Genomic DNA, 26,370 nt, shown 5'->3' on the forward strand with positions numbered 1-26,370 from the left:
TGTCAGTGCTTGGGCCCGATGCGGGCGTCCATGAGGGCCACGGACTCCTTGCGGGCGACGGAGACGTTGACCTGGCCGGTCGGCCGGGGGATCGAGGCCTTCCACTGCACGCCGACGGTGTCGAGCGTGTCGGTGAAGAGGCGGACGATGTCGGCCGAGGTGTTGGTGAAGAAGTAGCGCGGGTACTCGTAGCGCTTCTGGACGCCGCCGACCGTGCGGGTCGTCCAGTTGGTGATGCGGCAGCCGTCGGAGTGGATCAGCCCGCGCAGGAACTCCCAGGGGTGGGCGTCGACGATCTCCTGCTGCCAGGGCTCCAGGGCTATGGTGCGCTCGTGCTTCTTGCCGGGGCCGTGCTGGGGGAAGTAGCAGGTCAGGTGTTTCGAGTACACCTTGATGTTGTGGCAGCCGGGTTTTCGCACGCGGCAGGGAGTGAGGGCGGGGAAGACCTGGCGTACGGCGGATTCGGCGGAGTCCATGATCCCGGGCCACTTGTCGTCGCACGTGATGAACAGGCTCGGGATCTTGTGCTGTGCGGGGTGGCTGATGTGGCCGTCGTCCAGGTAGAGCCCGAGCAGGTAGGAGTACGCCGATCTGTTCAGTGCGTCTCCGAAGCAGTGGAAGCAGGTGGACTGCTTGCGGCCGGGAAGCTGATCGTGCTTCGCGAGGTCCTGGTGCTTCCACCAGGAGACGGTGCCGCGCGGGGCACCCAGGCGGCGAGCGGTCTCCGCGGTCCCGACGCCGCTGCGCATGAGCTGGACGGCTTGCTCGCGCATCGATGGTTCGTGCATGTGCACGATCCTTGGGCGTTATCGGAAGAGTGTCGGGCAAATAGCTGACCGCTCACTCGAACGAGTGGGCGGCCACAACCGTTGCACTCAATCCGGCTACCTTCGATTCGAAGGAAAGTGCCCCGAGTGGGATTCGAACCCACACTTTATGGTGTTTGAGACCATTGCCTCATGCCAATTGGGCTATCGGGGCCTATGATTCGAAGGTGGTCGCCTTCGCGTCATGTCTCAAACATACCGTGTCTAGGTACCCTCGTGCATGCAGTACCCCGCCGGAACGAGGAGCCCCGTGAGCACCGCCGACGAGCAGGCCGAGCCGCTTGAGACCGATTCGCCCCAGATCACCCGGATTGTGATCGCCGAGGACGAGGCGCTGATCCGTCTCGATCTGAAGGAGATGCTGGAGGAGGAGGGGTACACCGTCGTCGGGGAGGCCGGGGACGGCGCGACGGCGGTCCGGCTGGTGCAGGAGCTGAAGCCGGATCTGGCGATCCTGGACGTGAAGATGCCGGTGCTGGACGGGCTGTCCGCGGCCGAGCAGATCCATGAGCAGCACCTCGCGCCGGTGCTGATGCTGACCGCGTTCTCGCAGCGGGAGCTGGTGGACCGGGCGCGCGACGCCGGGGCGATGGCGTACATCGTCAAGCCGTTCTCCAAGAGCGACCTGGTGCCCGCGATCGAGATGGCGGTGTCCCGGTACACGGAGATGCGGACGCTGGAGGAGGAGATCGCCGATCTCACCCAGCGGCTGGAGACCCGGAAGCTGGTGGACCGCGCGAAGAGCGTGCTGCAGACCAAGTTCGGGCTGAACGAGCCGGCCGCGTTCCGGTGGATCCAGAAGACGTCGATGGACCGCCGGATGACGATGGCGGCGGTGGCCGAGGCGGTCATCGAGGAGGGTGCCGCGCAGGACCGCAAGAAGGCCGAGGAGGCCGCGGGCGGCGCGGAGTAGTCGTACGAGGCGCAGGGGCCCGGCGCACCAGGTGCGCCGGGCCCCTGCGTGTGCGGGCGCCGGTCAGTCCTCGCCGAGGTAGGCCTTGCGCACCGACTCGTCGTGCAGGAGGTCGGCGCCGGTGCCCTTCAGGACGATGGAGCCGGTCTCCATGACGTAGCCGCGGTCGGAGAGCGAGAGCGCGGCCTGGGCGTTCTGCTCGACCAGCAGGATGGTGGTGCCGTCGGCCTTGAGCTCGACGATGGTCGCCATGATCTTCTGCATCATCAGCGGCGACAGGCCCATCGAGGGCTCGTCGAGCATCAGCAGCTTGGGCCGGGACATCAGGGCCCGTCCCATGGCGAGCATCTGCTGCTCGCCGCCGGAGAGCGTACCGGCGGCCTGCCGGCGCCGCTCGCCGAGGATGGGGAAGAGGCCGTAGGCCCGTTCGACGTCCTTGGCGATGCCGTCGGTGTCGCTGCGCAGGAAGGCGCCGAGGAGCAGGTTCTCCTCGATGGTCATCCGCGGGAAGATGTGCCGGCCCTCGGGGGAGTGGGCGAGGCCGAGGGCGACGATCCGGTGGGCGGGGACGGCGTCGAGCGGCTGCCCGTCGAAGGTGATGCGGCCGGCGGTGGGCTTGAGCAGGCCGGAGAGGGTGCGCAGGGTGGTGGTCTTGCCGGCGCCGTTGGTGCCGATCAGGGTGGTGACCTCGCCCTGGTTGACGGTGAAGCTGATGCCCTTGACGGCCTCGATCTTGCCGTAGGCGACGCGGAGGTCCTGGACTTCGAGGAGTGCGGTCACTGGTCGGTCTCCGTAGCGGGGGCGGTGCCTTCGAGCGGGGCGCCGAGGTAGGCGGTGATGACGCGTTCGTCGTTCTGGACGGTCTCGCGGTCGCCCTCGACGATCTTCTGCCCCTGGACGAGCACGGCGGTGCGGTCGCAGAGGTTGAAGATGAAGCGCATGTCGTGCTCGATGACGAGGACGGACACGCCCCGGTCGCGGATGGCGAAGACGAGTTCCTCGGCGGCGCGGGTCTCCTGCGGGTTCATGCCGGCGGTGGGCTCGTCGAGGAGCAGCAGGCCGGGGTCGGAGGCGAGCGCGCGGGCGATCTCCAGCTTGCGCTGCTCGCCGTAGGGGAGGTTGCGGGCGAGGTGGTCGGCCTTGCCGGCGAGGCCGGTGAACTCCAGGAGTTCCATGGCCCGGTCGCGGCTCTCGGCCTCGGAGCGGCGGAAGCCGGGGCCGCGCAGGACGGCGGAGAGCAGGCCCTGGCGCATCCGGCTGTGCCGGCCGACCTGGACGTTCTCCAGGACGGTCATGTTGGCGAAGAGCCGGATGTTCTGGAAGGTGCGGGCGATGCCGGCCTGGGTGACGAGGTGGGGCTTGGGCGGCAGGACGGTGCCCTGGTAGGTGACGGTGCCCTCGGTGGGGACGTAGAGGCCGGTGAGGCAGTTGAAGAAGGTGGTCTTGCCGGCGCCGTTGGGGCCGATGAGGCCGATGATCTCGCCGCGGCCGACGGTCAGGGAGACATTGTTGACGGCGGTGAGGCCGCCGAAGCGCATGGTGACGCCGGAGACGTCGAGCAGGGGTTCGGCGGAGCCGGGTGCGGCGCCGGCGGGGGCGGGGGCGTCGGTGGTCGTCATCGGGGGGTCACGCCCCTGCCTTGGTGAGGGCGACGCTGTCGCCGGTGGACTGGGCGGGGAGGGCGGCGGCCTCGTGGAACTCCAGCTGTTGGCGCCGGTTGGGGATGAGGCCTTCGGGGCGCACCCGCATGAGGACGATCAGGGCGATGCCGAAGGCGAGCAGCTGGTAGTCGGCGAGGAATTCCAGCTTCTTCGGGATGAGGAAGAGGAGGGTGGCGCCGGCGAGGGGTCCGCTGATGGTGCCCATGCCGCCGAGGATGACGGCGGCGAGCAGGAAGGCGGAGTTGGGCGGCAGGGCTTCGGCGAAGGTGTACTGGTCGGGCGTGACGGTGTAGCTGACGTGGGCCTGGACGGTGCCGGCGAGGCCGGCGAGGCAGGCGCCGAGGGCGAAGGCGAGGAGCTTGAGGCGGAAGCCGTTGATGCCCATGGCCTCGGCGGCGGTCTCGTCCTCGCGGATGGCGACCCAGGCGCGGCCGATGCGGGAGTTGCCGACGCGCGCGAAGACGAGCACGACGAGGGCGGTGACGAGCAGCATCAGCAGGTAGTAGTTGGAGAACCGGCCGAGTTCGACGCCGAAGACGGTGGTGGGCTTGCCGAGGTCCCAGCCGAGGATTTCGAGGTCGGGGATCCGCGGGATGCCGTTGGAGCCGTTGGTGACCTTGGGGCCGGTGGTGCCGTTGAGGTTGAGCATGGTGATGCGGAAGATCTCGCCGAAGCCGAGGGTGACGATGGCGAGGTAGTCGCCGCGCAGTCGCAGGGTGGGGGCGCCGATGACGACGCCGAAGACCATGGAGACGACGGCGCCGGTGAGCACGGCGGCCCAGAACGGGAACTGGACGTGGATCGGCGAGGCGGGGGAGCCGGAGACCAGGGCGGCGCTGTAGGCGCCGACGCCGAGGAAGGCGACGTAGCCGAGGTCGAGCAGGCCGGCGAGGCCGACGACGATGTTGAGGCCGAGGGCGACGGTGGCGAAGATCAGGATGTTGGTGGCGACCGAGGTGTACTGGTCGCTGGTCTGGGTGAAGGGGAAGCTGGCGGCGGCGGCGAAGGCGGCGCCGGTGGTGACGGCCTGGTACTTGACGGTCAGTGCGCGCAGCCGGGCGATCAGGCCGGAGCGGCCGAGTGCGGCGACCACGGCGGCGGCGAGCAGCAGGTAGCCGGTGAAGAGCTCGCCGTACTCGGTGTCGATGCCGAAGGTGATGGCGAACAGGCCGACGGCGAAGGCGACGACGATCAGGCCGACCTCGGCCCAGGAGGGCAGCTCGCGCGGGGCGGGCAGCGGGCGCTGGACGGTGCCGAGCCGCAGCCAGGTGTTGGCGAGGTGGCCGAGCTGGACGAGCAGGACGGCGCCGGTGGCGATGGCGAGGCCGCCAGCGAGGGCGGTGAGCACGGGGGCGACCGGCTTGTCGTCGGGGATCGCGTGGGTGGCGAACCAGACGGCCGGGGCGATCGGGACGAGCAGGAAGAGCCGCCGGTCGAGGAGGCGCAGCGGGACGGCGGTGCGCCGGTCGAGGGGCAGGCCGAGGGCGCCGGTGACGGCGAGCAGGGAGCCGACGGCGAGGACCCAGCCGCCGGGTTCGAGGTTGGCGAGGCCGCCGAGGTCGTTGGCGATGGAGACGGCGGAGAACCAGCCGACGGCGAGGGCGCCGGTGGCGGCGAACAGGACGGCGTTGTGGGTGTGCCGGGGGGCGGCCCAGCGCAGGCCGGGGACGCCCTGGGTGGCGAGGAGCAGGAGCAGGGTGACGAGGCCCGCGGTGAGGGCGAGCCACTGGAGGCCGGCGGGGGAGCCGTAGTAGGTGAGGTCGCCGGGGTAGTCGGAGGTCCAGGTCCAGGTCCAGGGCATCAGGGCGGAGCCGGTGACGGCGAGGGCGCCGGTGCCGGTGACCAGGGCGGCGGTGCGGCCGGGCAGCGGGATGACCGGGGTGGTTTCGGTGCCGGTGGTGGTCATGGTGCTCACGCCCTGTCCGCGACGCGCTCGCCGAGCAGCCCCTGGGGCCGGACGAGCAGGACGACGATGAGGAGTACGAAGGCCCAGACGTCCTTCCAGGCGCCGCCTCCGAAGAGGTGCATGCCGGGCAGGTGCTGGATGTAGCCGGTGGCGAGGGCTTCGGCGAGGCCGAGGGTGATGCCGCCGAGCATGGCGCCGTAGATGTTGCCGATGCCGCCGAGGACGGCGGCGGTGAAGGCCTTGAGGCCGAGCAGGAAGCCCATCCGGAAGTCGACCTGGCCGCTGCGCAGGCCGTAGGCGACGGCGGCGACGGCGGCGAAGGCGGCGCCGATGGCGAAGGCCATGACGATGATCCGGTCGGTGTCGATGCCCATGAGCTTGGCGGTGTCGGGGTCCTGGCTGGTGGCCTGCATGGCGCGGCCGGAGCGGGTGCGGGTGACGAACCAGCCGAGGGCGATCATGCAGAGCGGGGCGGCGATGATCAGGAAGAGGTCGCTGCGCTGGATGGCGACGGAGCCGAGCTCGAAGGGGTCGCCGGGGATCTTCGGGAAGACCCGGGCCTTCTTGGCGTCCGGGTAGAAGGCGAAGACCAGTTGCTGCAGGGCGATGGACAGGCCGATCGCGGTGATCAGCGGGGCGAGCCGGGGTGCCGTGCGCAGCGGCCGGTAGGCGAAGCGTTCGGCGGCGACGGCGGTGAGGGTGGAGACCAGGATGCCGGCGATCAGCATCAGCGGTAGGGCCAGCCACAGGGTGGTGCCGCCGGGGAGGGCGAGGTAGGCGGTCAGGGCGCCGAAGCCGCCGACCATGACGATCTCGCCGTGGGCGAAGTTGATGAGCTGGACGATGCCGTAGACCATCGTGTAGCCGATCGCGACGAGCCCGTAGAGGGCGCCGAGGATCAGGCCGTTGGCCAGCTGCTGCGGTAGGTCGTGCACCGCTGGGCCTCCGTTGTGCGTGTGGGGTGTCCGCGTGGGTGGTGGATGTGGGTGCGCGCGGGGGTGCTCGTGGCGTCCCCCGCGCGCTGACTCCGGTGTGCTGTGGTGCTCCTGACGTCAGGTCAGGTGGCGGTTCAGCCGTTGAAGGTGCCGGACTTCTCCACGGCCCACTTGCCGTCCTTGACGGTGTAGACGGTGAGCTGCTTGTTGGTGGTGTCACCGAACTCGTCGAAGGAGACCTTGCCGGTGACGCCCTCGAAGGTGACCTTCTGGACGGCCTCGACGACCTTGGCGCGGGGGTCGGAGGGGAGCTTGCCGCTGTTGGCGGCGACGACGGCCTTGACGCCCTGGATGATGGCCCAGGCGCTGTCGTAGGAGTAGCCGCCGTAGGTCTCGTAGGCGTCCTTGTAGCCGGCCGCCTTGTAGTCGGCGATGAACTTGGCGGCGGTGGGGAGCTGTTCGACGGGCAGGCCGACGGCGGTGGCGAGGTCGCCCTGGCCCTTGGGGTTGAGCTTGATGAAGTCGCCGCTCTGGATGCCGTCGCCGCCCATCAGCGGGATGGTGACGCCGGCGTCCTTGAGCTGGAGGGAGAGCGGGCCGGCGGCGGGGTACTCGCCGCCGTAGTAGATGGCCTCGGCGCCGGAGGACTTGACCTTGGTGACGACGGCGGCGAAGTCGCGGTCGTCGGGGTTGACGTGCTCCTCGCCGGCGATCTGGCCGCCGTTCTTGAGGAACTGGCCCTTGAAGGTGGCGGCGAGGCCGGCGCCGTAGGTCTTCTGGTCGTCGATGATGAAGACCTTGGTCTTCTTGGCGTCCTTGACCAGGTAGTCGGCGGCGAAGGGGCCCTGGACGGCGTCGGTGGTGGCGGTGCGGAAGTAGGTCTTGAACGGGCGGGACTTCTCGCCGGTGGCCCACTTCTCGCCCTGGCTGAGGGCGACGCCGGTGTTGGCGGGGGAGATCTGGACGAGCTTGGCGTCGTTGAAGATCTGCTGCATCGACTGGGCGACGCTGGAGTTGAGCGGGCCGACGACGCCGATGACGTCCTTGTCGCCGACGAGCTGGGTGGCGTTCTGCTGGCCGGGGCCGGGCTTGCCGGTGTCGTCGAGGTCCTTGATCTTGAACTTGACGCCGGGGACCTCGTTCTTCTCGTTGGCCTGCTTGACGGCGAGTTCCACGGAGTTGCGGATGCCGAGGCCGAGGGCGGAGAGGTCGCCGGTGAGCGGCGCGTCGACGCCGATGGTGACGGTGGTGTCGCCGCCCTTGCCGCTGTCCCCGGACTTCTTGTCGTCGCGGGAACCGCACGCGGTGAGGGTGAGGGCGCCGATCACGGCAATGCTCACGACAACTGCTGAACGATGACGCACGGGGGTCCCCTTCGGTTCAGGAGGGCGCCGCGCCTGAACGGCGGGAGCCTGGATGCGCGGTGGGCCTGGCCCATTCCGGTGGCGCGGTGACTGGCCGTGACTCTAGATGTCGGTCGGCGGCTCGGGCAGTGGTGTAGCGAGGCTGTGATTCTCTTGTTATGAGCACACAGAGAAGTCGTCTCACCATGTGGTCGTTCCGGTTCGATCGATCCGCTCCTGCCGGGGGTCCCGGCCTCAACTCGCCCTGTGTAAGGCGTAGAAGGGCAGGTGACTCCTGGCCTTGCCGATAATCGGACGAGGGTGTCCGCGGTGTTGGCGCCGGGCACATGCGTCCGAATATCGGACGACAAGGGGGGTGGCGTACTGCTTTCGTCCGATTCGGCCCCCGGAAACTGTCTGTTGCTTGGAAGTCCTACTTGTTACGCAGTGTTACATCGGTGAAAATGCCCGGACATGCCGCCGCCCCCTTGTCCAGACCAACGACTGCCCAGGGCGGTCGAAGGTCAAACAAGGGGGCGGGCAAGGGATTTGACGGAGGATCGGGTCAGAGGTCGCGCAGCATGCAGGTGAGACGGCAGCTGGTGACCCGCTTGCCGGTGTCGTCGGTGATCGCGATCTCGTAGGTGGCGGCCGTGCGGCCCTTGAAGACCGCGGTCGCCACACCGGTGACCAGACCGGAGGTGGCCGAGCGGTGATGGGTGGCGTTCAGGTCCACGCCCACCGCGTACCGGCCGGGGCCGGCGTGCAGCATCGCGCCGACCGAGCCCAGGGTCTCGGCCAGCGCCGCCGAGGCGCCGCCGTGCAGCAGGCCGTACGGCTGCTGGTTGCCGTCCACCGGCATGGTGCCGACCACCCGGTCGCCGGAGGCCTCGACGATCCGGATGCCGAGCTTCTCGCCGAGCCGTCCGCCGGAGAAGGTGGCCGGCTCCACGCCGAGCTTGGCGAAGTGCTCCAGCATCTCCGGCGAGACGTCGAGGAGGGGGACCTGCGCGGGGCTGTCGGGAGCCGCGTCGGCGGTGGTGGTGGCTGCGTCGGGGGCCGGGTCGGTCATGGGGGAGCTCCTGCCGCTCGGGGGTCACGTCGTCGTGCTGCCTGTGATCGTACGACCGTCCTACTCGGCGGTAGTGGTGCTGACGGCGGTGAACGGGTGTGGCGGCCGGGGCGTGAGCGCACGGGAGGGGCGCCCGCCCCCGGCATGCCCCTTTTGTCGGTGGCGGGCCCTAGGATCGGTGGCCGGTAGTGGAATCGGCAGGAACGGACGTTGACGTGGCTACGCAGAGTACGGACAAGGGCGCGCCGGGTGGCGGCGGAGCCGGATCGCGGCCCCGCCTGATGCTGCTCGACGGGCACTCCATGGCCTACCGGGCGTTCTACGCGCTGCCCGTGGAGAACTTCAACACCTCCACCGGCCAGCCCACCAACGCGGTGTACGGCTTCGCCTCGATGCTCGCCAACACCGTCCGGGACGAGGCCCCCACCCACCTCGCGGTCGCCTTCGACCTCTCCCGCCAGACCTTCCGCTCGGTGGAGTTCCCCGACTACAAGGCCAACCGGGCCAAGACCCCGGACGAGTTCCGCAGCCAGGTCGGCCTGATCGGCGAGCTGCTCGACGCCATGAACGTGCCGCGGCTGACCGCCGAGGGCTTCGAGGCCGACGACATCATCGCCACCCTGGCCACCGCCGCCGAGGCGGCCGGCTACGACGTCGACATCGTCACCGGCGACCGCGACTCCCTCCAGCTGGTCACCGAGCACATCACCGTGCTCTACCCGACCAAGGGCGTCTCCGAGCTCACCCGCTACACCCCGGAGAAGGTCGCCGAGAAGTACGGCGTCACCCCCCGGCAGTACCCGGACCTCGCCGCGCTGCGCGGCGACCCGTCCGACAACCTGCCCGGCATCCCCGGCGTCGGCGAGAAGACCGCCGCCAAGTGGGTCAACCAGTTCGGGTCCTTCGAGGAGCTGGTCGCCCGCGCCGACGAGGTCAAGGGCAAGATCGGCGAGAAGCTGCGCGAGCACCTCGACTCGGTCAAGCGCAACCGCGTCCTCACCGAGCTGGTCCGCGACGTCGAACTCCCGCTCGGTGTGGGCGACCTGGCCCGCGCGCCGTTCGACCAGCCGGCCGTCGGCGCGCTGATGGAGTCGCTGGAGTTCCGCAACGCCAACTTCCGCGACCGGGTCTTCGGCATCGACCCGGGAGCCGCCGAGCCCGAGGCCGTCGAGCTCGCCCCCGGCGTCGAGGTCGACGGCGAACTGCTCACCGACCCCGGCACCCTCGCCGCCTGGCTGCGGGAGCACGCGAACGACAAGTCCCCGGTCGCGCTGGCCGCCGTCTACCAGTGGGCGCTCGGCAGCGGTGAGGTCACCGAGGTCGCGCTCGCCGCCGGGGAGACCGCCGCCTGGTTCGACCCGGCGCTGCTCGCCGAGGAGGACGAGCGCGCCTTCGCCGGCTGGCTGGCCGACCCGGCCGCGCCCAAGGCCCTGCACATCGCCAAGCAGGTCATGCGCGCCTTCGCCGAGCGCGGCTGGAGCGTCGAGGGCGTGGTCGCCGACACCGCCCTCGCCGCCTACCTGGAGAAGCCCGGCCGGCGCACCTTCACCCTGGAGGTGCTCGCCGAGGAGTACCTGGGCCGCTCGCTCGCCCCGGCCCCCGCCGCCGAGTCCGGCCAGCTCGCCTTCGACGCCCCGGAGGAGGACCCGGCCGCCCACGCCCAGGCGCTGATGCTCCAGGCCCGCGCCGTGCTCGACCTCGCCGCGCTCTTCGACGGCCGCCTCGCCGAGGTCGGCGCCACCGAGCTGATGCGCGACATGGAGCTGCCGATCGCCGCCCTGCTCGCCCGCATGGAGCGCACCGGCATCGCCGCCGACCGGGGCTGGCTCACCGGCCTGGAGGCCCAGTTCGCCGCCGAGATCCAGCGGGTGGTGGAGGAGGCGCACGCCGCGGCCGGCCACGAGTTCAACCTCGGCTCGCCCAAGCAGCTCCAGGAGATCCTCTTCGGCGAGCTCGCCCTGCCGAAGACCAAGAAGATCAAGACCGGTTACACCACCGACGCCGACGCGCTCACCTGGCTCGCCACCCAGACCGACAACGAGCTGCCGGTCATCCTGCTGCGCCACCGCGACCAGGCCAAGCTGCGCACCACCGTCGAGGGCCTGCTCAAGACCGTCTCCCCGGCCGGGCGCATCCACACCACCTTCAACCAGATGGTCGCCGCCACCGGCCGGCTCTCCTCGCAGGACCCGAACCTGCAGAACATCCCGGTCCGCACCGAGGAGGGCCGGATGATCCGCCGCGCCTTCGTCGTCGGCGAGGGCTACGAGTCGCTGCTCACCGCCGACTACTCGCAGATCGAGCTGCGGATCATGGCCCACCTCTCCGAGGACGAGGCGCTGATCGAGGCCTTCGCCACCGGCGAGGACCTCCACACCACCGTCGCCTCCCAGGTGTTCGAGGTGCCGGGCAGCGCCGTCGACGCCGAGATGCGGCGCAAGATCAAGGCGATGTCCTACGGCCTCGCCTACGGCCTCTCCGCGTACGGGCTCTCCCAGCAGCTCGGCATCAAGCCCGCCGAGGCCCAGGGCCTGATGGACACCTACTTCGAGCGCTTCGGCGGCGTGCGCGACTACCTCCACCGGGTGGTCGAGGAGGCCCGTGCCACCGGCTACACCGAGACCCTGCTCGGCCGCCGCCGCTACCTGCCGGACCTCAACAGCGACAACCGCCAGCGCCGCGAGATGGCCGAGCGGATGGCCCTCAACGCCCCGATCCAGGGCTCGGCCGCCGACATCGTGAAGATCGCCATGCTCCGGGTCGACGAGGCGCTGCGCACCGCCGGGCTGACCTCCCGGATGCTGCTCCAGGTCCACGACGAAATCGTGCTGGAGCTGGCGCCCGGCGAGCGCGAGCCGGTCGAGGCGGTCGTCCGCGAGCAGATGGCCGGCGCCTACCCGCTGCGCGCCCCGCTCGACGTCTCGGTCGGCGTCGGCGCGAACTGGGAGGCCGCCGCGCACTGACGATGCGTCAATGCGCCCCGGGCGCAGCCTCGTCGAGGCTGCGCCCGGGGCCTTTCCGGTGGCGGTGGACGGCCCTACCCTGGCGGTCATGTCTGCCGATGAGGTGCTCCGCCGCGGCCGTGACGGCACCACCGTCGACCTCGTGTTCGAGCCGGGCGGAGGTTCCCTGCCCGCCGCCGCGCTGCTGGTGCTGCGCACGCTCGCCGTCCTGCTCGCGGTGGGTGTCGTCTTCGTCCCCTTCGCCGTCCTGGTCGTGATGGTCGCGGTGATCATCGGTGCCACCCTGGTGGCCGCGGTGACCGTCTGCGGGGCGCTGTGGGCGTCCGCCGCGCTGCTGCTGTGGCCGTTCGCCGCCTCCACCGAGCTGCGGTCGGTCCGCCGGATCCAGTTCGCCCCGGCCGAGGCTCCGGCCGAACTGCGCGTCGTCCGGGGTGCCCGCGCCGGCGCCTGGATCCCGGTCTCCTCCGGCCTGCGGCGCGTCCAGCTGGACGAGACCGTGGAGGAGCCCTACGAGGGCGATACCGAACCGGCCGTCCGCACCCTCGACATCACGGTGGTGGTCGCGACCGGCGACGACGGCCGCCCGCACCGGGCGCCGAAGGACACCGACGCCGACGCGCTCCAGCGCGCCCTGGAGGACCTGTTCGGTCCGGCCGGCGTACCGGTCCTGCGCCGCACCGAGCGGCGCGTGCGCCCCAAGCCCCGGCCCTCCTCCGGCGGCTGGGTCTACGGCGGCTCGGGCTCGGCCAACTCCGGCGGGGGCTTCTCCGGCGGCGGGTGAGATCGTGCGGGCGAGTCCGGGCGGCTGGCGAGTCCGGGTGGGTGGGCCGGCACGGGCGGCGCCTCGCGGGCCGGAGCGGTGGTGGCGGGGCGCGGGCCTTCGGCGTGCCGACGGTGTTCCGGGCGATGCCGCCCGCCCCTACGCTGCGGCGAGTGGGGAGGTGACGGGCGGTGATGCCGTGGAAGGCCGTGAAGCAGCCGGGGCCGGGCCTGCGCAACACCGGGCGCTCCGTGGTCCTGACGGTCCGCCCGGGCGGCGGGCGGTGGCGGTCCGCCGGGTGGATCGTCCTCTCCCGCACGCTGGTCGGGGCCGGCCGGCAGGTGTGGTGGATCCCCGCCTGGGTCCCGCTGGTCCTGCTGCTCCGCCACGTGCTCGAACGCGATCCCCGCACCAGTGCGGCGATCACCGCCGGCTCCTACCTCCTGTGCTCGCCGCTGTGGGGGATCCGGGAGGTGCGGGACGCGCTCCGGGCCTTCCACCAGCTGGAGTTCGGCCCGCCCGGGGCCCCCGAGCGGTTCAGGGTCGTCGGGGCCGGGCCCGGCGGCCGGTGGCGGCCGATCGCGGACCTGCTGGGCGTCGAGATCGTGCACCTGGTCACCGCGCCGGTGGACAGCCGGCCGGGGCCGGAGAACGACCGGTGGAAGGTGTCGGTGCGCGTGCGCGGACCCCGCTCGCTGTACCGGGAGGGCACCGGTGACCCCCGGGCGGTCGCGGCGGAGCTCGCCGGGGCGCTGGAACCGGCCGGGGTGCCGGTGGAGTTCGTCACCGTCCGGCGGACGGCGCGCAAGCTCCCCGCGGCGCCGGCCCGGCCGCCCGTCGATGCCCGCGCCGTTCGGGCCGTGCCGGTGGACGCCGTGCCGGTCGACGTCGGGCCGGTCGACGCGCCGCCGGAGCCGAGCTCCTGAGCCCCGGCGGCCGGGCGCGGACCGGGGCTCCGGAGGCCGGGGGCCCGCCCGGATCCCCGTGCTTCGCCGCGGTGGCCGGCCGCGGTCGTCCGGAGGGCTTCTGCGCCCGGTGTCACGGCCCTACGCTGGGGCCGTGACGGAGCGGGTGACCGTGCGGGTGGGGCCGGAGTCGGCGGTGCTGGTGCTCGGCACCGGCCGGGACCGGGTGCGCGAGGCCGTCGGGGAGCTGGGCTCGGAGCTGGTGCTGTCGGTACTGGGACCGCAGGTGATCCTGCTGCCGTTGGGAGCGCTGGCCGGGGTGGTCGCCCACGTTGCCCTGGGCCTCGGCGCCGGGGCGGCGGTCGGGCTGGTCGGGGCGGTGACGCTGCTGGAGCTGCTGGTCTGCGGCCTCCTGGCCGGCTGGAGCACCCTCACCCGGCCCTGCCGCCTGGAGCTTTCGCCGCCGCACGCACCGGTCCGGATGCGCCTGGTACGGCTGGGACTGCCGGGGCGGTGGCGACCGGTGGCGGAGCTCGGCGGGCTGGAGGTGGTGCACCGGATCCACGAGCCCGTGGACGGGGACCCGCGGCCGCGCGCAGAGACCTTCACGGTGTCGGCGGCCGGCTACCGGGGGGCGTCGCTGTCGGTCCGCGACGTCCCCGGGGATCCGCGGCGGCTCGTCCAGCAGCTCGGGGACGTGTTGGCGCCCGCCGGTCTGCCGGTCGACCTCCGAACCACCCGGTACATCGGGAGGCCCGGCAGGCCCCCGCTTCTCGTGGCCGGCCCGTCACCGGCCGACGAGGCGCAGGCGGACCCGGTGCCGACCGACGAGCGGCAGGGGCAGGGGCAGGGGCCGGTTCGGGAGGTCGGGCGGACGGCGGAGGGTGCCCCCGGCCCGGGGTGACCGAAGTCCGTGCCGCCGGGGCGGCGGCCGTGCATCCCGGGGGTTGATATCGGGTCAGGGAGCCTCTTCACTTGTCATGGCGCCGACGTCTTCGATCATGGGCGCGGCACCACCTGCCCCGCTGCTCCGCCGCCCCATCCGACGAGTCTGGAGATCCCCTCATGTCCCAGTCCCGCCTGCGGCGCGCCGTTGTCGCGCTGACGGCCCTGCCCTTGCTCGCGCTCGGCGCGGGCCAGGCCGTGGCCGCCGCCCCCGCCCCTGCCTCCGCCCCCGTTCCCGCCGTTCGCGCGGCCGCCTCCCCGGTGACCGCGATCGAGGACGGGATCGCCCGCACCCTGGCCACCTCCCTCGCCGACCCCGCCCTGCGCGAGCGGCTGCGCAGCGCGACCGCCTCCGCCCCGGCCTCCGCCTCCGCCGAACTCGCCGCGCTGGCGGCCGGCTTCCCGGGCCTCGCCGCCGCTACCGCCCAGGGGGACCGCGCCATCGCCGCCGCCAAGGGCCTCGGCGGCGACCTGGGTCCGCTGCTGCGCGTGCAGCTGGCCGACCCGTCGATGCGGGCCGCCCTGGACGCCGGCGCCGCGCCGCTGGTGGCCACCGCCGGCACCGACGAGCACGCCCGCACCGTCCGCGCCTACGACACGGCCGGCCGGGCGCACGCCCTGAACGCCGCCACCCTGCCCACCCGTCCGGTCTACCTGGTCGACATCGACACCGCCAAGGCGAGCGCGGCCGGAGTCGACCTGCTCCAGCGGGAGTTGGCCGCCCGGGGGGCAGCCCCGGCCACCCCCGCCCCCGCCGCCGCGCAGGCCGCCGGCTGGTGGGGCACCAAGATCACCTCCGTCGAGGTGAACGACGACGAGGAGCCCTGGTTCAAGGGCGCCGCCGAGATGTTCAGCCTGGTCAGCGGCTTCGGCCAGGACGGCAAGGTCCGGGTCGACTCGGTCGCCATGCCGTACCTCCAGTACGACGGCACCGTGTACTACCCCAACCAGATCCTGGTGAACTGGTCGAACTACAAGTACAACCTGGCCGACGTCGTGCTGATGGAGGACGACGGCGACACCAACTACCTGGCCCTCGCCCAGGCGATCGCCGCCGTCCTGCTCACCATCGCCGACCAGGGTGCCTACATCCCGCTGGTCAACGCCGTCCTGGCGGCGCTGCCCTCCAACTGGTGGACCGACGACCCGGACTACGTGGAGTCCTGGTACACCCTCGCCCGCACCAGCACCGGCCGCCTCAACGGCGCCCGCGGCAACGGCTGGATGACCGTCGAGCCGTACTGGGTCAGCCAGCTCTGACCCCCGGCCGGGCCGGTGTGGCAACGCGCCGCGCCGGCCCGGCCCGGTCGGCCCGCAGTTGATCAACCCGTGTCAAGAAGGCACGTTCGTACTACCGTGGGCCCAATGACAACGGATCACATGTCGACCGGCCGGACCGCCTCCCTGGCCGGGGCGCCGACGCTCCAGGCCCGCAACTCCGCCGCCTTCTGGACCGCCACCGGCGTGTCCCGGGGCCACGACGTGATCCGGCGCCGCGGGTTCCTCGCCGTCCACGGTGACGCGCGGGCCGGCGGGCGGATCCTGATCCAGGAGCCCGACCTCGACCCGGGCGAGGTCGCCGAGGTGGGCGAACTGGTCCGCCGGGCCGCCGGACCGGTGGTCGTCGAGGATCCGTTCGGCTCGACGGACCTGGGCCACCTGGGCCTGCGGACCTGGCAGATGCCGATCATGCTGCGCCCGCCCGGCCCCGTCGAGGCCCCGGCACTGGACGTGACCCGGGCGAGGCGGCCCGAGGACCTCCGGGCGGCCGAGCGGATCGTGATCGAGGGCTTCGAGCTGGACAGCTTCGAGCCCCACCGCGCGGGTGAGCTCTTCCCGCCGACGCTGATCGAACAGCCGGGCGTGGACGTGTTCATCGCCTCGGTCGACGGCGTGCCCGCGGGCGCCGGCGTGAGCGTGGTGGCCGACGGCCTCGCCAGCCACTACTGGATCGCCACCTCGTCCGCCTTCCGCTCCCGCGGCGTCGGCCGCGCCGTCATGCTCGGCGCCCTCGCCCACATCGCGGACCTTCCCGCCACCCTCACCGCCTCGAAGCTGGGCCGCCCCCTGTACGAGTCCCTGGGCTACACGGTCGCCGCCCCCTCGACCTGGTGGGCCTCGCCGTCCGGGACGGCGTAGCGGCGGAGCCCGTCGGCCCGCCCGCATCGCCGTGCCCCGGCCGACTTTCCGTGCGCGGATGGCAGCGGGGGGCGGGCATCGCGGGGTGCCTCGGGGCGGCGCCGTTCGGGGTGCGAGGCTGCTCCGGAGGGGACCGGGACGGGACGGGGCGCGTGGTGGAGGCGACCGGCTCGCCGCAGACGGTGCCCGGCCCCGCCCCCGAGCGCAACCGTTCCTGGGCTTCCACCCCGAGCGCCGAACCGCTCCGCAGGGGCGGAACGGTGGGAGGGCGCCGCCCGGGCTGTCGGGCCGGCGCTCGGGATCGAACCACCGCAGTCGACCGGGCCCTGAACCGTCAGCGGACAAGTATCGAAGGATCGGCAGCCGACTTCACCGAAGCCGCGTCAGTCGCGCTCGGGCCAGATCGGGCCCTGGTCGGTCCAGATGACGCCCTTGTTGCGGCACAGGCAGAAGGGGTGGCCGATCGGGTCGGTGTAGATCTGCCAGCCGTAGCCGTCGGGGCCGATGAAGTCCTGCCTCAGCGTCGCGCCGAGGTCGAGGACGCGGCGCTGCTCGGACGCGATCTCGTCCACTTCGAAGTCGAGGTGGAACTGCTTGGGGTGCTCGATGTCGGGCCACTGCGGAGCGCGGTAGTCGTCCACCCGGATGAATGCCAGCTCGATCTCGCCGAACTGGATGCCGGCCCAGTCCTCGGAGCTTCCTTCCTTGATCGGACGGCCCGTCACCTCGGAGTAGAAACCCGCCAGCTTCATGGTGTCCGGGCAGTCGATAATGAAATCGGTGAGTCGCAGCATCCCGTGATCTTGCCACAAGCCCACGCCCGACTTCGAGACAGACTCTGAGCGGCTCCGCCGGGGGGCGGGAACAGGGATTTCCTGGTGGATCCGCCCCCGGATCCCGTTCGCCTCGGAGGGGGGCTTTCGGGCGGCGAGAGGGAGGGCAGGGGAGGGGGCGATGAGGGCCCGGACGAACTTGCCCGTACCTCCCGCGCGGGGGCAGCAGCCCCAGCGCTCGGCGAGCTCGTCGACGAGGAAGAGGCCGCGTCCGTGCTCGTTGTCGGGGGCGGCTGTCGAGGGTGGGGCGGCCTACCGATCGGTGGCGCCGGCCTCGCTGTGGCGTCAGCTGACAAGGGGGCGACCCGGGAACTCGCCTTCGCCGGGTAGGGTCGGCCACGACGCTCCGGTGATGCATGTCAGGCGGGCTCAGGGCGACGGCGTTTTCGATCGCTTCGCCGGCCACGTCGAGGACTTGTGGGAGAGAGCGTCGCGACGTGTGGGCCATCCCGGTAGCAGAGGTGGTGGATCATGCCCAGGCGTGACTACGAGGACGACCCCGACGCCCCCGCGGCCAACTCCCTCGTCCCGGCCGCGTCCGTGGTCGTGGTCGACGACGCGGGCCGGGTTCTTCTCCAGCGACGTACCGACAACGGCATGTGGGCGCTGCCCGGCGGCAGGATGGACATCGGCGAGTCGCTCGCCGGGTGCGGGGTGCGAGAGACGCGCGAGGAGACCGGCATCGACATCGAGATCACCGGGATCGTCGGCACCTACACCGACCCCCGGCACGTGTTCGCCTACGACGACGGCGAGGTCCGCCAGGAGTTCTCGATCTGCCTCCTCGGCCGCCCACTCGGCGGGGAGTTGCGGGTGTCCGACGAGTCCCACGAGGTGGCGTGGTTCACCCCGGCCGAAACGGACGGGCTGCCGATGGTGTCGAACATCCGCAGGCGGCTGGCCGACTGGCGCTCCGGGGCGATCCCCGTCGTGCGTTAGCCACCGGTCGTCGTCCGGCTCCTGGCGTTGGTGCGATCGACCGTGTTCGGGCTGCCGCAGGAGGTGTCGCGGACGTGCCCTCGATGAGGTGAAGCTGACTGCGGCATTGCACAGTTCGCGCGCCGATGGCGAGGACGGTGTCCTGCTATCGTCCGCAGTGTTCGGACGCCGCTTTCCAGGCATGAACGGATGGGGAGTTCCTCTGTGACCAGCGATGCCGTCGGCCGCCACCCGGAGCGAGCCTTCCGGCTGATCGTGACGGGCGGCGGAACGGGCGGTCACACTTACCCGGCGCTCACCGCGGTGCGCACCGCGCGGGCGAGGCTCGCCGCTGTCGGCCGGGCGCTGGACGTGCTGTGGGTCGGCACAGCGGACAGCTTGGAGTCCCGTGTCGCGGCGGGTGAGGGGATCGAGTTCACCGCGGTCGCCACGGGGAAGATCCGGCGCCACCGGAACCCGATCAAGATGGTCTCCCCTGCGAACGTGCGGGACATGGCGCGTGTGCCGCTCGGTGTCGCCCAGGCCCGCGCAGTGCTCTCCCGGTTCCGCCCGGACGTGGTGCTGGCCACGGGCGGATACGTCGCGGTTCCGGTGGGCATCGCCGCTTCGCTGTGTCGTCGCCCGCTGGTCGTCCACGAGCAGACGGTGCGCCTGGGCCTGGCCAACCGAACGCTCGCAGGACGGGCGGCACGCATCGCGGTGTCCTCCGAGTCCACGCTGCCGCTGCTGCCCGAGGCGGTCCGCTCGCTTGCGGTCGTCACCGGCAATCCGGTGCGGCCCGAGGTGCTGACCGGTGATGCGGACAAGGCGATCCAGGCTCTTGGGCTGCACGGCTTCCGCCGTGACCTGCCGACGGTGTACGTCACCGGCGGCGCGCAGGGCTCGGAGCAGATCAACGGACTGGTGGCCGACGTTCTGCCCCGGTTGCTGGCCAGTGCCAACGTGGTCCACCAGTGCGGCCCGGCGAACGTCGAAGCCCTGCGGGCCCGCGCTGCGGCTCTTCCCCCGCATCTGGGGTCCCGGTATCTGCTCACCGGGTTCGTCGGTCCCGAACTGCCAGATGTCCTCGCACTGGCCGATGTGGTGGTCTCCCGCAGCGGGGCAGGCACGATCGCGGAGCTGACGGCGCTGGGCAAGGCCTCGGTTCTCGTTCCCCTCGCCAGCTCGGCCGGCAACGAGCAGGCCCACAACGCCGGGCACCTGCACGATGCCGGGGCCGCGGTCGCGCTCCTCGGCGATGTGACGGCGGAGCGCCTCCGTGTGGCGGTCGACCCACTGCTGACCGACGCCCACCATCGTGCGGGCATGGCGGAGCGCGCGCGCTCCTACGGCCGGCCGGATGCCGCTGACCGGCTGGTGGACCTGGTTCTGGCGGCCGCCGTCGCACACTGACGGCCGGCCACCGGAGCCCGGGACGGGGCTGGCCCCGGGCTTCGGTGTGCTCAGGCACCGTGGACGCTGCTCCCGTCTGTGGATTCCGCCCGCGTCCAGTTGCTGCGTTCGCCGAGGCCGGCGTTGTCGCGGCTGAAGTGGGTGACCGCCGCAGATGTCTCCTGCGGTCGGGGCACGATGTGCTCCAGCTTGGGCAGCGTGTCCGAGATGAGCAACCGCCCGTGTTCCATGGCTCGCCGCCACACGTCCTTGACCTCGTCCACGTCCGGCCAGATGGAGAAGACCGCTTCGGCGAGGATCGGCCCGGAGTCGATCCCGGAGTCGATGACGTGGATCGTGATGCCGTGCAGGTGCTCGCGATTGCGCAGCGCCCAGTTGACCGGCCGCACGCCCCGGTAGCCGGGCAGACGGCCAGGATGGCAGTTGATGATGTGCTCGGTGGCGTCGATCAGCTCAGGGCCGATGAGTTTGTCGTAGAGAACGCTGAACACCAGGTCGCAGCGGCCCGGCTCCAGGTCCCGCCAGTCGCCCGAGCGTAGGACGCGGGTGGCCGGCCAGCGCTCGGTGACGTAGTCGGACAGCCGCATGTCCCAGTCCGGCTCGACCGCGTTCGGGATCACCGTGTCCAGTGTGGTGCCGGTCAGAGCGGCGATCGTCTCGCACGCATGCGCGGCGAGGGCCCCTTTCCCGAGGACGGCCGCGCGCCTCACCGTTCGTTCCGGGTGGCGCGCTTGAGGGCGGTGGCGACGTGGTGGACGTCGTCCTCGGTCATGTGCTGGTGGAACGGCAGCGACAGGATCTCCCTCCCGAGCTGTTCGGTGACCGGAAGGCTTCGCCGCCACTGAGCGAAGGCGAGCTGGAGGTGGTTGGGCGGGTAGTGGACGCCGACTGCGATTCCTGCGGCGAGCATCCGTCGGAAGACCACTTCCCGGTCGGCGACCCGCACCACGCACAGGTGCGGCACCGTGTGGTCCACGTCCACGTCCACCAGGGTGATGCCCTTGGCGCCGTGCAGGGCCGTACGGTAGGCCCGCCACAGCCGCTGACGCTTGACCTCGGTGGTCTTGAACCCGGGGAGCTGGGCCAGCCCGATCGCCGCGTTGATCGAGGACAGTTGGTAGCGCAGGCCGAATCCCTCCACACGATAGGACGTGGCGGCCTGCCGTTCGGCCTGCGAGGCGACGACGCCGAGCAGCCGCAGCCTGCGGATCGTGGCGGCTTCCTCGGGGGTACGGGGGACGACCATCCCGCCCTGGCCGCACGTCAGGTTCTTGACCGGACCGAAGGAGAAGCACGTCAGATCTCCGGTGCCGCCGACCCGGGCAGGACCGCTGTAGGAGCCGAAGGCGTGGGCTGCGTCCTCGATGACGGCGATGCCCTGCCGGTCGAGCGCGCTTCGAATGCCGGAGAGGTCAATGGCCCGGCCGCCGAACAGAACGGGCATCACGGCCCGGGTGGCGGGGGTGATCGCCTCCGCCACCGCGTCCGGCTCGACGCACAGGGTGTGGGGGGCGACCTCGATGAAGCGGGGTTCGGCACCGCAGGCCAGGATCGCCTGGATGGTCGCGCAGAACGTCAGCGAGGGGACAACCACCTCGTGCCCGGCGCCGATGCCCGCCGCCAGGAGCGCGGTGTGCATCGCGGCGGTGCCGGAGGTGACGGCAACGGCGTCCGGAACGCCGAGGAACGCGGCGACCTTCCGCTCGAATTCCTCGGTGACCTCGGTGTGTCCGTACTGGCCGGCCGCAAGCACGCGGGCCACCGCCTCGGCCTCCTGGCCGTGGAGGAAGGGGGTCGCGTTGCGCCGGTACTCGGGGGCGCTGCTGTTCAAGGCATTGTCCGTTCCGTTGTCGCGAGCGGGGAGTTCACACGGGATGGTGGAAGGGCTTGGGGGCCTCGGTGGGGGTGCGCAAGAGCGGCGCCCACCGGTCGGGGTTGTTCCGGTACCAGTCGGCGGTCTCCACGAGGCCGTTCACCAGGTCCTTGCCGGGCTGGTAGCCGAGGGCAGCGGTCTTGGACCAGTCCATGGCGTAGCGCAGGTCGTTGGCGGCCCGGTCAGGGATGTAACGCACCTGGTCCCAGTCCGCGCCGAAAATCTGCAGAAGGATGCCGGTCAACTCCTTGCTGGACAGGTCGGTGCCGCCGCCGATGTTGTAGACCTCGCCGGGGGTGCCGTCGCGGAGCACGAGTTCGGAGGTGAGGGCGTCGAGCACGGTCACCTGGGCCACATCGTCACACCGCAGCAGCAGCCTGGCGAAGTGCGAGCCGATGAAGCCCGCACCTCCGGTGATCAGCACCTTGTTCATGCCTGGACCTTTCGTCCGTGGTGGTCTCGGGGGCTGGGGGTGGTGGATAGGAGTTCGCCGGCGGTGGTGGTGAGGGAAGGCGCGATGAGGACCCAGATGAACTTGCCGATGCCACCGGCTCGCGGGCAGCAGCCCCAGCGCTCGGCGAGCTCGTTGACGAGGAAGAGGCCGCGTCCGTGCTCGTCGTCGGGGGAGGGGGAGCGCAGAGACGGGCGGCCGCTGCCGGCGTCGTGGACTTCGAGGCGCAGGCGGGAATTGATGAGGGCGAAGCGGATCTCGACGAGGCTGTCGATAGGGGCGTCGCAGTGCTGGACGGCATTGGCGAACAGCTCGCTGAGGAGGAGTTCGGCGATGCCGGAGTAGTGGTCGCCGGTCGGGAGGGCGGCGAGGTAGGCGCGGAGCAAGTGCCTGGCGAGCTGGTTGGATTCGGTTCGCGAGTCGAGGCGGGCGGCGAACGTGCGGGGGTGGCGGGAAGTGAGCATGGGGTACCTCGAAGGAACAAGGGAGGGGCAAGTCGCACCACTGCTGGTGATTGACTGGTAACGAAAAGTCAACAAGCTCGGCCTGCCGTCGGCTATGGTCGAGATGAGCCGGGAAGTTGAAACCCTTGAAACCCGTTTGCAAGGGGGAACTGTCGTGCGAACCGACCGTGTGCCGAACCGCAAGCTCGCCTCGTTGATGATCGAAGCCACTTGGGGGAATGGTGAGTTGGCGCGGGCCGTCAACCGGACCGGCACTGAGACTGGGCAACGGCTCAAGTACGACGCCTCGGCCGTCTCTCACTGGCTCGCCGGCACCTCGCCTGCGGTGAGGGCGCTGCCGGTGGTCCTGGAGACGCTGGCGCGGAGGCTCAAACGGCCGATCACAGCCTTCGAGGCCGGATTCTCAGACAAATCGGCCACCGCCGAGCAGTCGACGGATACGGTGTCGGGACTGATCGACTTGGGGAGTGCGGACATGGACCCATCACGGCGGGGAGTCCTCACGGCCGGCCTGTACTCGGTGGCCCTCGGGATCCCCGGTTGGCCCGACCTGGTCGGCCGGTTCGAGATGCTGCGGACCAATCCGCATACGCGGATCGGTACGGCGGAGGTCCGCTCGGTCATCGCGATGACCGAGCGGATCAGCGATCTGGACGACCAGTTCGGCGGCCGGATGGCTCGCCCGATGGCCGCCTCGTTCCTGGTGAACACCATCGCCCCGTATCTACAGGCGGACGCCACCGAGGATGTTCGCAAGGCGATGCTGTCGGCCGCAGCCGACCACTGCTACCTGACCGGCTACATGGCCATGGATGAACGCCATGATGCCCTCGCCCAGCGCTACTACACGAAGGCCTTGGAGCTGGCAGGGCACGCGGGCGACCACCTCACGTACTGCACCACCCTGCGCGGCATGAGCGTCCAGGCCGTCGACCTCGGCCACGGCAGTACCGCCATGCGGTTCGCGGACGCCGCCTCAGCCGCCTCACCGCAGGCCGGCCCTCGGATGCGGGCCTTCCTCGCCGGGCAGCAGGCCCATTCCGCAGCCCAGACCGGCGACAAGGCCGGAGCCCTGTACCACCTGGGGGTAGCGGAGGTCGCGATGGAGCAGGCTGAGTCCAAGGCCAAGGCGTTCGGCTCCTACGACCCGTCCTCCCTGGCGTACCACGAGGCCAAAGTCCGGTGGGAACTCGGCGACAAGTCTGGTGCCATCGCCGCCATGGAGACGTCGGACCGTCTGCGGTACTCCGTTTACGTCCGCAACCGGGTGCGGATGACCGGCATGCTCGCAGAGTGGAAGTTGCAGGCCGGCCGACTCGAAGAAGCCTGCGTGGACTGGCATCGGGCTCTCGACGAGTACCCGACCATCCAATCCGGACGGGCCGACGACCGGTTCCGCTCGATGATGGCCGTGATCAAGCCCTACCAGGGAAATCGGTACGCGCGTGACCTGTATGACCGTGCTCGGCCGATGGCGAAGGCGGCCTGACCCTTGTCGGAGGCTCCGCTACCCGATCGACGGGTGGCGGAGTTCTCGCCTACTGCTTCCGGGCGTTGGTGCGCTTGGTGGGCTCTGCCGTTGTCGGGTCTTCGGGCCAGGGGTGGCGGGGGTAGCGGCCCCTGAGGTCTGCGCGGACGGCGGGGTAGCCGTGGTGCCAGAAGGACGCCAGATCTCCTGTGATGGCGGCGGGGCGGCCGGCGGGGGAGAGGAGGTGGATGGTGAGGGGGATTCTTCCGGCGGCCAGGGCCGGGGCGGCCTTCCAGCCGAAGAGTTCTTGCAACTTGACGGCCAGCACCGGGCGGTCGGTGGTGTAGTCGACTCGGATCTTCGATCCGCTGGGGACAGTGATGCGTTCGGGGGCGAGTTCGTCCAGGCGGCCTGCCTCGCCGGTGGACCAGGGGAGGAGGCGTTGGAGGGCGGCTGTCGTATCAATGCGGGCCAGGTCGGATCGGCGGCGGGCGCGGGAGAGTTCGGGTTCCAGCCACTCGTCGGCGCGGTCGAGGAGCGCCTCGTCGCTGACGTCGGGCCAGGGGGCTCCGATAGCGCCGTGGAGGAAGGCCAAACGCTCGCGGAGGTTGGAGGGGAACGTCAGGAGGGTGCTGATGCCCTCGCGGCTGAGGCCTTCCAGGAGAGCGGCGCGGACGAGGGCGCGGTCGGGGTTGGTGAGTGGCTTCTCGGCGAGTTCGATGGCGCCGAGGGACTCCACCCGGCGGGAGACGACTTCGCTGCGCCGGGTGTCCCAGTGGACTTCGGCGCGGTCGGACAGCAGGGGTGCTCCGGCTTGGCGGGCGGTGTCCTCATCGAGGGCGGCGGCGTGCAGCACCCGGGCGGAGGGGGAGCCGGCCGGGCGGTCGGCGACCGCGACGGCGAGCCAGGGGAGGGAACCCAACGCCGTGCCGGGGGCGAGTTCGGCCGCTGTCCCCGAGGCCATCAGGTAGGGGCTGCGCTCGCCCGGGGCGGGCCGCTCGACCCGGGCGCGGGCGATGCGTTCGGGGAAGGCGAGGGCGACGACCAGGCCGACGGCCGTGGAGTCGGGGAGGCCGGTGGACGGTTCGGAACCGGAGGCTCGGCGCAGGCGGCGCGTTTCCTCGCGCCAGCGGCCCGCGTACGGGTCCCGCGCGGTGCGGACGGTGCGCAGGACGGCGGTGAGGTCGTCCCCCAGCGCACGCGGTGGTTCCTCCGAGAGGAGGGCGACCACCTCGGCGGTCCGGTCGGCGCCGACCAGGGGCGCGCCGTCGACGAGGGCGCGGGCGAGGCGGGGGTGCAGGCCGGTGCGGGCGAGGCGGGTGCCGCGCGGAGTGGCCCGTCCGTCCGGGGTGACCGCCCCGAGGGCGAGCAGGGTCTCCCGGGCCGCAGCCATCGCCCCCGCCGGGGGCCGGTCGGGCAGCGCGAGTCCGGTGGCGTCCGGGTCGCCCCAGCAGGCGGCCTGGAGGGCGAAGGACGTCAGATCGGCGAGCGCGATCTCCGGGGTGGGGAAGCGGGCGGCGAGGGCGTCCTCGGCCTCCGCCCAGCAGCGGTAGACGGTGCCCGGGGCCTCGCGCCCGGCGCGGCCGGCCCGCTGGCGGGCGGCGGCGAGTGAGGCGCGGACGGTGACCAGGGCGGCGAGTCCGCGCGCGTGGTCGGTGCGCGGTTCGCGGGCGAGCCCGGCGTCCACCACGACCCGCACGCCGGGCACGGTGAGCGAGGACTCGGCGACGGCGGTGGCCAGGACGACGCGGCGCCGGTCGGACGGCGTGAGCGCGGCGTCCTGCACGGCCTGCGGGGCGCGGCCGTGCAGTTGGAGCACCTCGGCGGGCACGCCGGCGAGCTGTCCGGCGACCCGGGCGATCTCGCCGACGCCGGGCAGGAAGCAGAGCACGTCCCCGTCGCGCTCGCCCAGAGCCCGCCGCACCACCGCCGTGACGTGGTCGAGCAGCGCGAAGTCCACCCGGGTGCCGTGCGCGGGCCGGACGGCGCGCGGCGGCGGCGCCCACACCACCTCGACCGGGTGCGAGACGCCGTGCGCCTCGACGACCGGCGCGCCGCCCAGGAGTTCCGCCCAGGCCGCGGTGTCGGAGGTGGCGGAGGCGCAGACGATCCGCAGTTCGGGCCGCAGGGCGGCGCGCACGTCGAGCAGGAAGGCGAGCGCGGTGTCGGCGTCCAGGTGCCGTTCGTGGCACTCGTCGAGCACGACGACGTCGACCCCGGGCAGCTCCTGGTCGCGCTGGAGCCGCTGGAGCAGCACGCCGGTGGTGACCACCTCGACGACGGTGTCCGGCCCGACGCGCCGCTCGCCGCGCACGGTGAAGCCGACCTCGGCGCCCACCGTGGAGCCGAGCAGCCAGGCCATCCGCCGGGCGGCGGCCCGGACGGCGAGCCGGCGCGGTTCGGCCACCAGCACGCGCCGCACGGGGCCGGAATCCAGCAGCCCGGCGAGAGCCAGCGGCACCAGGGTGGTCTTGCCGGTGCCGGGCGGCGCGGCGAGGACGGCGGTGCCGGGCCCGTCGAGCGCCTCGTGCAGGGCGGGCAGGGCGGTGCGGACGGGCAGCTCGCGCCAGGACGGATGCAC

General features: G+C 71.8%; 23 protein-coding genes and 1 tRNA gene. 10 read left to right on the forward strand and 14 right to left on the reverse strand.

Annotated elements, in window-relative coordinates; translation table 11 throughout:
- Positions 1–2: 2 nt before the first annotated feature.
- Entirely contained in the window at positions 3–794 is a 792-nt protein-coding gene (locus ACFVVL_RS11435) for a helix-turn-helix domain-containing protein (RefSeq protein ID WP_387673455.1), read from the reverse strand.
- A gap of 112 nt (positions 795–906) precedes the next feature.
- Positions 907–981: transfer RNA gene (locus tag ACFVVL_RS11440), tRNA-Leu, on the reverse strand.
- A 96-nt stretch (positions 982–1,077) separates the two neighbouring features.
- On the opposite strand from ACFVVL_RS11440, the gene ACFVVL_RS11445 reads away from it, so the two are divergent.
- Positions 1,078–1,740, forward strand: a complete 663-nt coding sequence (locus tag ACFVVL_RS11445; protein ID WP_350543927.1) for a response regulator — start codon at positions 1,078–1,080, stop codon at positions 1,738–1,740.
- Between the two features lie 63 nt (positions 1,741–1,803).
- On the opposite strand, the gene ACFVVL_RS11450 is transcribed toward ACFVVL_RS11445, so the two are convergent.
- From ACFVVL_RS11450 to ACFVVL_RS11475, 6 genes are all read right to left on the reverse strand, one after another.
- Positions 1,804–2,520 carry an ABC transporter ATP-binding protein gene (locus tag ACFVVL_RS11450; RefSeq protein ID WP_380290568.1) on the reverse strand — a complete coding sequence of 239 codons (717 nt, stop codon included), beginning with the start codon at positions 2,518–2,520 and terminating at the stop codon, positions 1,804–1,806.
- Complete coding sequence (locus ACFVVL_RS11455; protein ID WP_380290570.1) at positions 2,517–3,359, reverse strand: ABC transporter ATP-binding protein; 843 nt, start codon at positions 3,357–3,359, stop codon at positions 2,517–2,519. Before ACFVVL_RS11455 ends, ACFVVL_RS11450 begins: the two co-directional genes overlap by 4 nt.
- Before the next feature lie 7 nt (positions 3,360–3,366).
- A complete protein-coding gene (locus tag ACFVVL_RS11460) occupies positions 3,367–5,307 on the reverse strand; it encodes a branched-chain amino acid ABC transporter permease (RefSeq protein ID WP_387673570.1) in 1,941 nt (646 codons plus the stop codon).
- 5 nt (positions 5,308–5,312) lie between these two features.
- Complete coding sequence (locus ACFVVL_RS11465; protein ID WP_387673459.1) at positions 5,313–6,242, reverse strand: branched-chain amino acid ABC transporter permease; 930 nt, start codon at positions 6,240–6,242, stop codon at positions 5,313–5,315.
- A 134-nt stretch (positions 6,243–6,376) separates the two neighbouring features.
- Positions 6,377–7,606 (reverse strand): branched-chain amino acid ABC transporter substrate-binding protein, encoded by a 1,230-nt coding sequence (locus tag ACFVVL_RS11470; protein WP_380290574.1) that lies wholly within the window; start codon positions 7,604–7,606, stop codon positions 6,377–6,379.
- A 544-nt stretch (positions 7,607–8,150) separates the two neighbouring features.
- Complete coding sequence (locus tag ACFVVL_RS11475; protein WP_387673573.1) at positions 8,151–8,564, reverse strand: PaaI family thioesterase; 414 nt, start codon at positions 8,562–8,564, stop codon at positions 8,151–8,153.
- Between the two features lie 374 nt (positions 8,565–8,938).
- Between ACFVVL_RS11475 and polA the strand changes: the two genes are divergently transcribed.
- The 6 genes from polA (at position 8,939) to ACFVVL_RS11505 (ending at position 16,369) form a co-directional block, all read left to right on the forward strand.
- Positions 8,939–11,620 carry a DNA polymerase I gene (polA, locus tag ACFVVL_RS11480; RefSeq protein ID WP_380290635.1) on the forward strand — a complete coding sequence of 894 codons (2,682 nt, stop codon included), beginning with the start codon at positions 8,939–8,941 and terminating at the stop codon, positions 11,618–11,620.
- A gap of 88 nt (positions 11,621–11,708) precedes the next feature.
- A complete protein-coding gene (locus tag ACFVVL_RS11485) occupies positions 11,709–12,401 on the forward strand; it encodes a hypothetical protein (RefSeq protein WP_387673462.1) in 693 nt (230 codons plus the stop codon).
- Positions 12,402–12,574: 173 nt separating this feature from the next.
- A complete protein-coding gene (locus tag ACFVVL_RS11490; protein ID WP_387673465.1) occupies positions 12,575–13,306 on the forward strand; it encodes a hypothetical protein in 732 nt (243 codons plus the stop codon).
- 133 nt (positions 13,307–13,439) lie between these two features.
- The gene (locus tag ACFVVL_RS11495) at positions 13,440–14,189 is read left to right on the forward strand and encodes a hypothetical protein (protein WP_387673468.1); all 750 of its coding nucleotides are present in this window, start codon (positions 13,440–13,442) and stop codon (positions 14,187–14,189) included.
- A 161-nt stretch (positions 14,190–14,350) separates the two neighbouring features.
- The gene (locus ACFVVL_RS11500; RefSeq protein ID WP_387673471.1) at positions 14,351–15,490 is read left to right on the forward strand and encodes a DUF3103 family protein; all 1,140 of its coding nucleotides are present in this window, start codon (positions 14,351–14,353) and stop codon (positions 15,488–15,490) included.
- A 105-nt stretch (positions 15,491–15,595) separates the two neighbouring features.
- Positions 15,596–16,369, forward strand: coding sequence for a GNAT family N-acetyltransferase (locus tag ACFVVL_RS11505; protein WP_387673474.1), 774 nt, complete (start codon positions 15,596–15,598; stop codon positions 16,367–16,369).
- 383 nt (positions 16,370–16,752) lie between these two features.
- Here the strand turns inward: ACFVVL_RS11505 and ACFVVL_RS11510 are convergent, their stop codons facing one another.
- A complete protein-coding gene (locus ACFVVL_RS11510; protein ID WP_380290586.1) occupies positions 16,753–17,163 on the reverse strand; it encodes a VOC family protein in 411 nt (136 codons plus the stop codon).
- Positions 17,164–17,673: 510 nt separating this feature from the next.
- Here ACFVVL_RS11510 and ACFVVL_RS11515 point away from each other — a divergent pair.
- Complete coding sequence (locus ACFVVL_RS11515) at positions 17,674–18,141, forward strand: NUDIX domain-containing protein (protein ID WP_387673477.1); 468 nt, start codon at positions 17,674–17,676, stop codon at positions 18,139–18,141.
- 204 nt (positions 18,142–18,345) lie between these two features.
- Positions 18,346–19,533, forward strand: coding sequence for a glycosyltransferase (locus ACFVVL_RS11520; protein ID WP_387673480.1), 1,188 nt, complete (start codon positions 18,346–18,348; stop codon positions 19,531–19,533).
- 50 nt (positions 19,534–19,583) lie between these two features.
- On the opposite strand, the gene ACFVVL_RS11525 is transcribed toward ACFVVL_RS11520, so the two are convergent.
- From ACFVVL_RS11525 to ACFVVL_RS11540, 4 genes are read right to left on the reverse strand one after another with little or no spacing between them, the layout of a single operon-like run.
- Positions 19,584–20,243: a formyltransferase family protein gene (locus ACFVVL_RS11525; RefSeq protein ID WP_387673483.1), complete on the reverse strand. Its 660-nt coding sequence runs from the start codon at positions 20,241–20,243 to the stop codon at positions 19,584–19,586.
- A complete protein-coding gene (locus ACFVVL_RS11530) occupies positions 20,240–21,364 on the reverse strand; it encodes a DegT/DnrJ/EryC1/StrS family aminotransferase (RefSeq protein WP_387673486.1) in 1,125 nt (374 codons plus the stop codon). The genes ACFVVL_RS11525 and ACFVVL_RS11530 overlap by 4 nt, the downstream gene beginning before the upstream one ends.
- A gap of 34 nt (positions 21,365–21,398) precedes the next feature.
- Positions 21,399–21,839 carry an NAD-dependent epimerase/dehydratase family protein gene (locus tag ACFVVL_RS11535; RefSeq protein WP_387673489.1) on the reverse strand — a complete coding sequence of 147 codons (441 nt, stop codon included), beginning with the start codon at positions 21,837–21,839 and terminating at the stop codon, positions 21,399–21,401.
- Entirely contained in the window at positions 21,836–22,321 is a 486-nt protein-coding gene (locus ACFVVL_RS11540) for an ATP-binding protein (protein ID WP_387673491.1), read from the reverse strand. Before ACFVVL_RS11540 ends, ACFVVL_RS11535 begins: the two co-directional genes overlap by 4 nt.
- A 196-nt stretch (positions 22,322–22,517) precedes the next feature.
- On the opposite strand from ACFVVL_RS11540, the gene ACFVVL_RS11545 reads away from it, so the two are divergent.
- Entirely contained in the window at positions 22,518–23,810 is a 1,293-nt protein-coding gene (locus tag ACFVVL_RS11545; protein WP_387673576.1) for a tetratricopeptide repeat protein, read from the forward strand.
- A 49-nt stretch (positions 23,811–23,859) separates the two neighbouring features.
- On the opposite strand, the gene hrpB is transcribed toward ACFVVL_RS11545, so the two are convergent.
- Complete coding sequence (gene hrpB, locus ACFVVL_RS11550; protein ID WP_387673494.1) at positions 23,860–26,370, reverse strand: ATP-dependent helicase HrpB; 2,511 nt, start codon at positions 26,368–26,370, stop codon at positions 23,860–23,862.

This window comes from Kitasatospora sp. NPDC058115 (genome assembly GCF_042884635.1).
In the GTDB taxonomy this organism is placed as follows: Bacteria; Actinomycetota; Actinomycetes; order Streptomycetales; family Streptomycetaceae; genus Kitasatospora.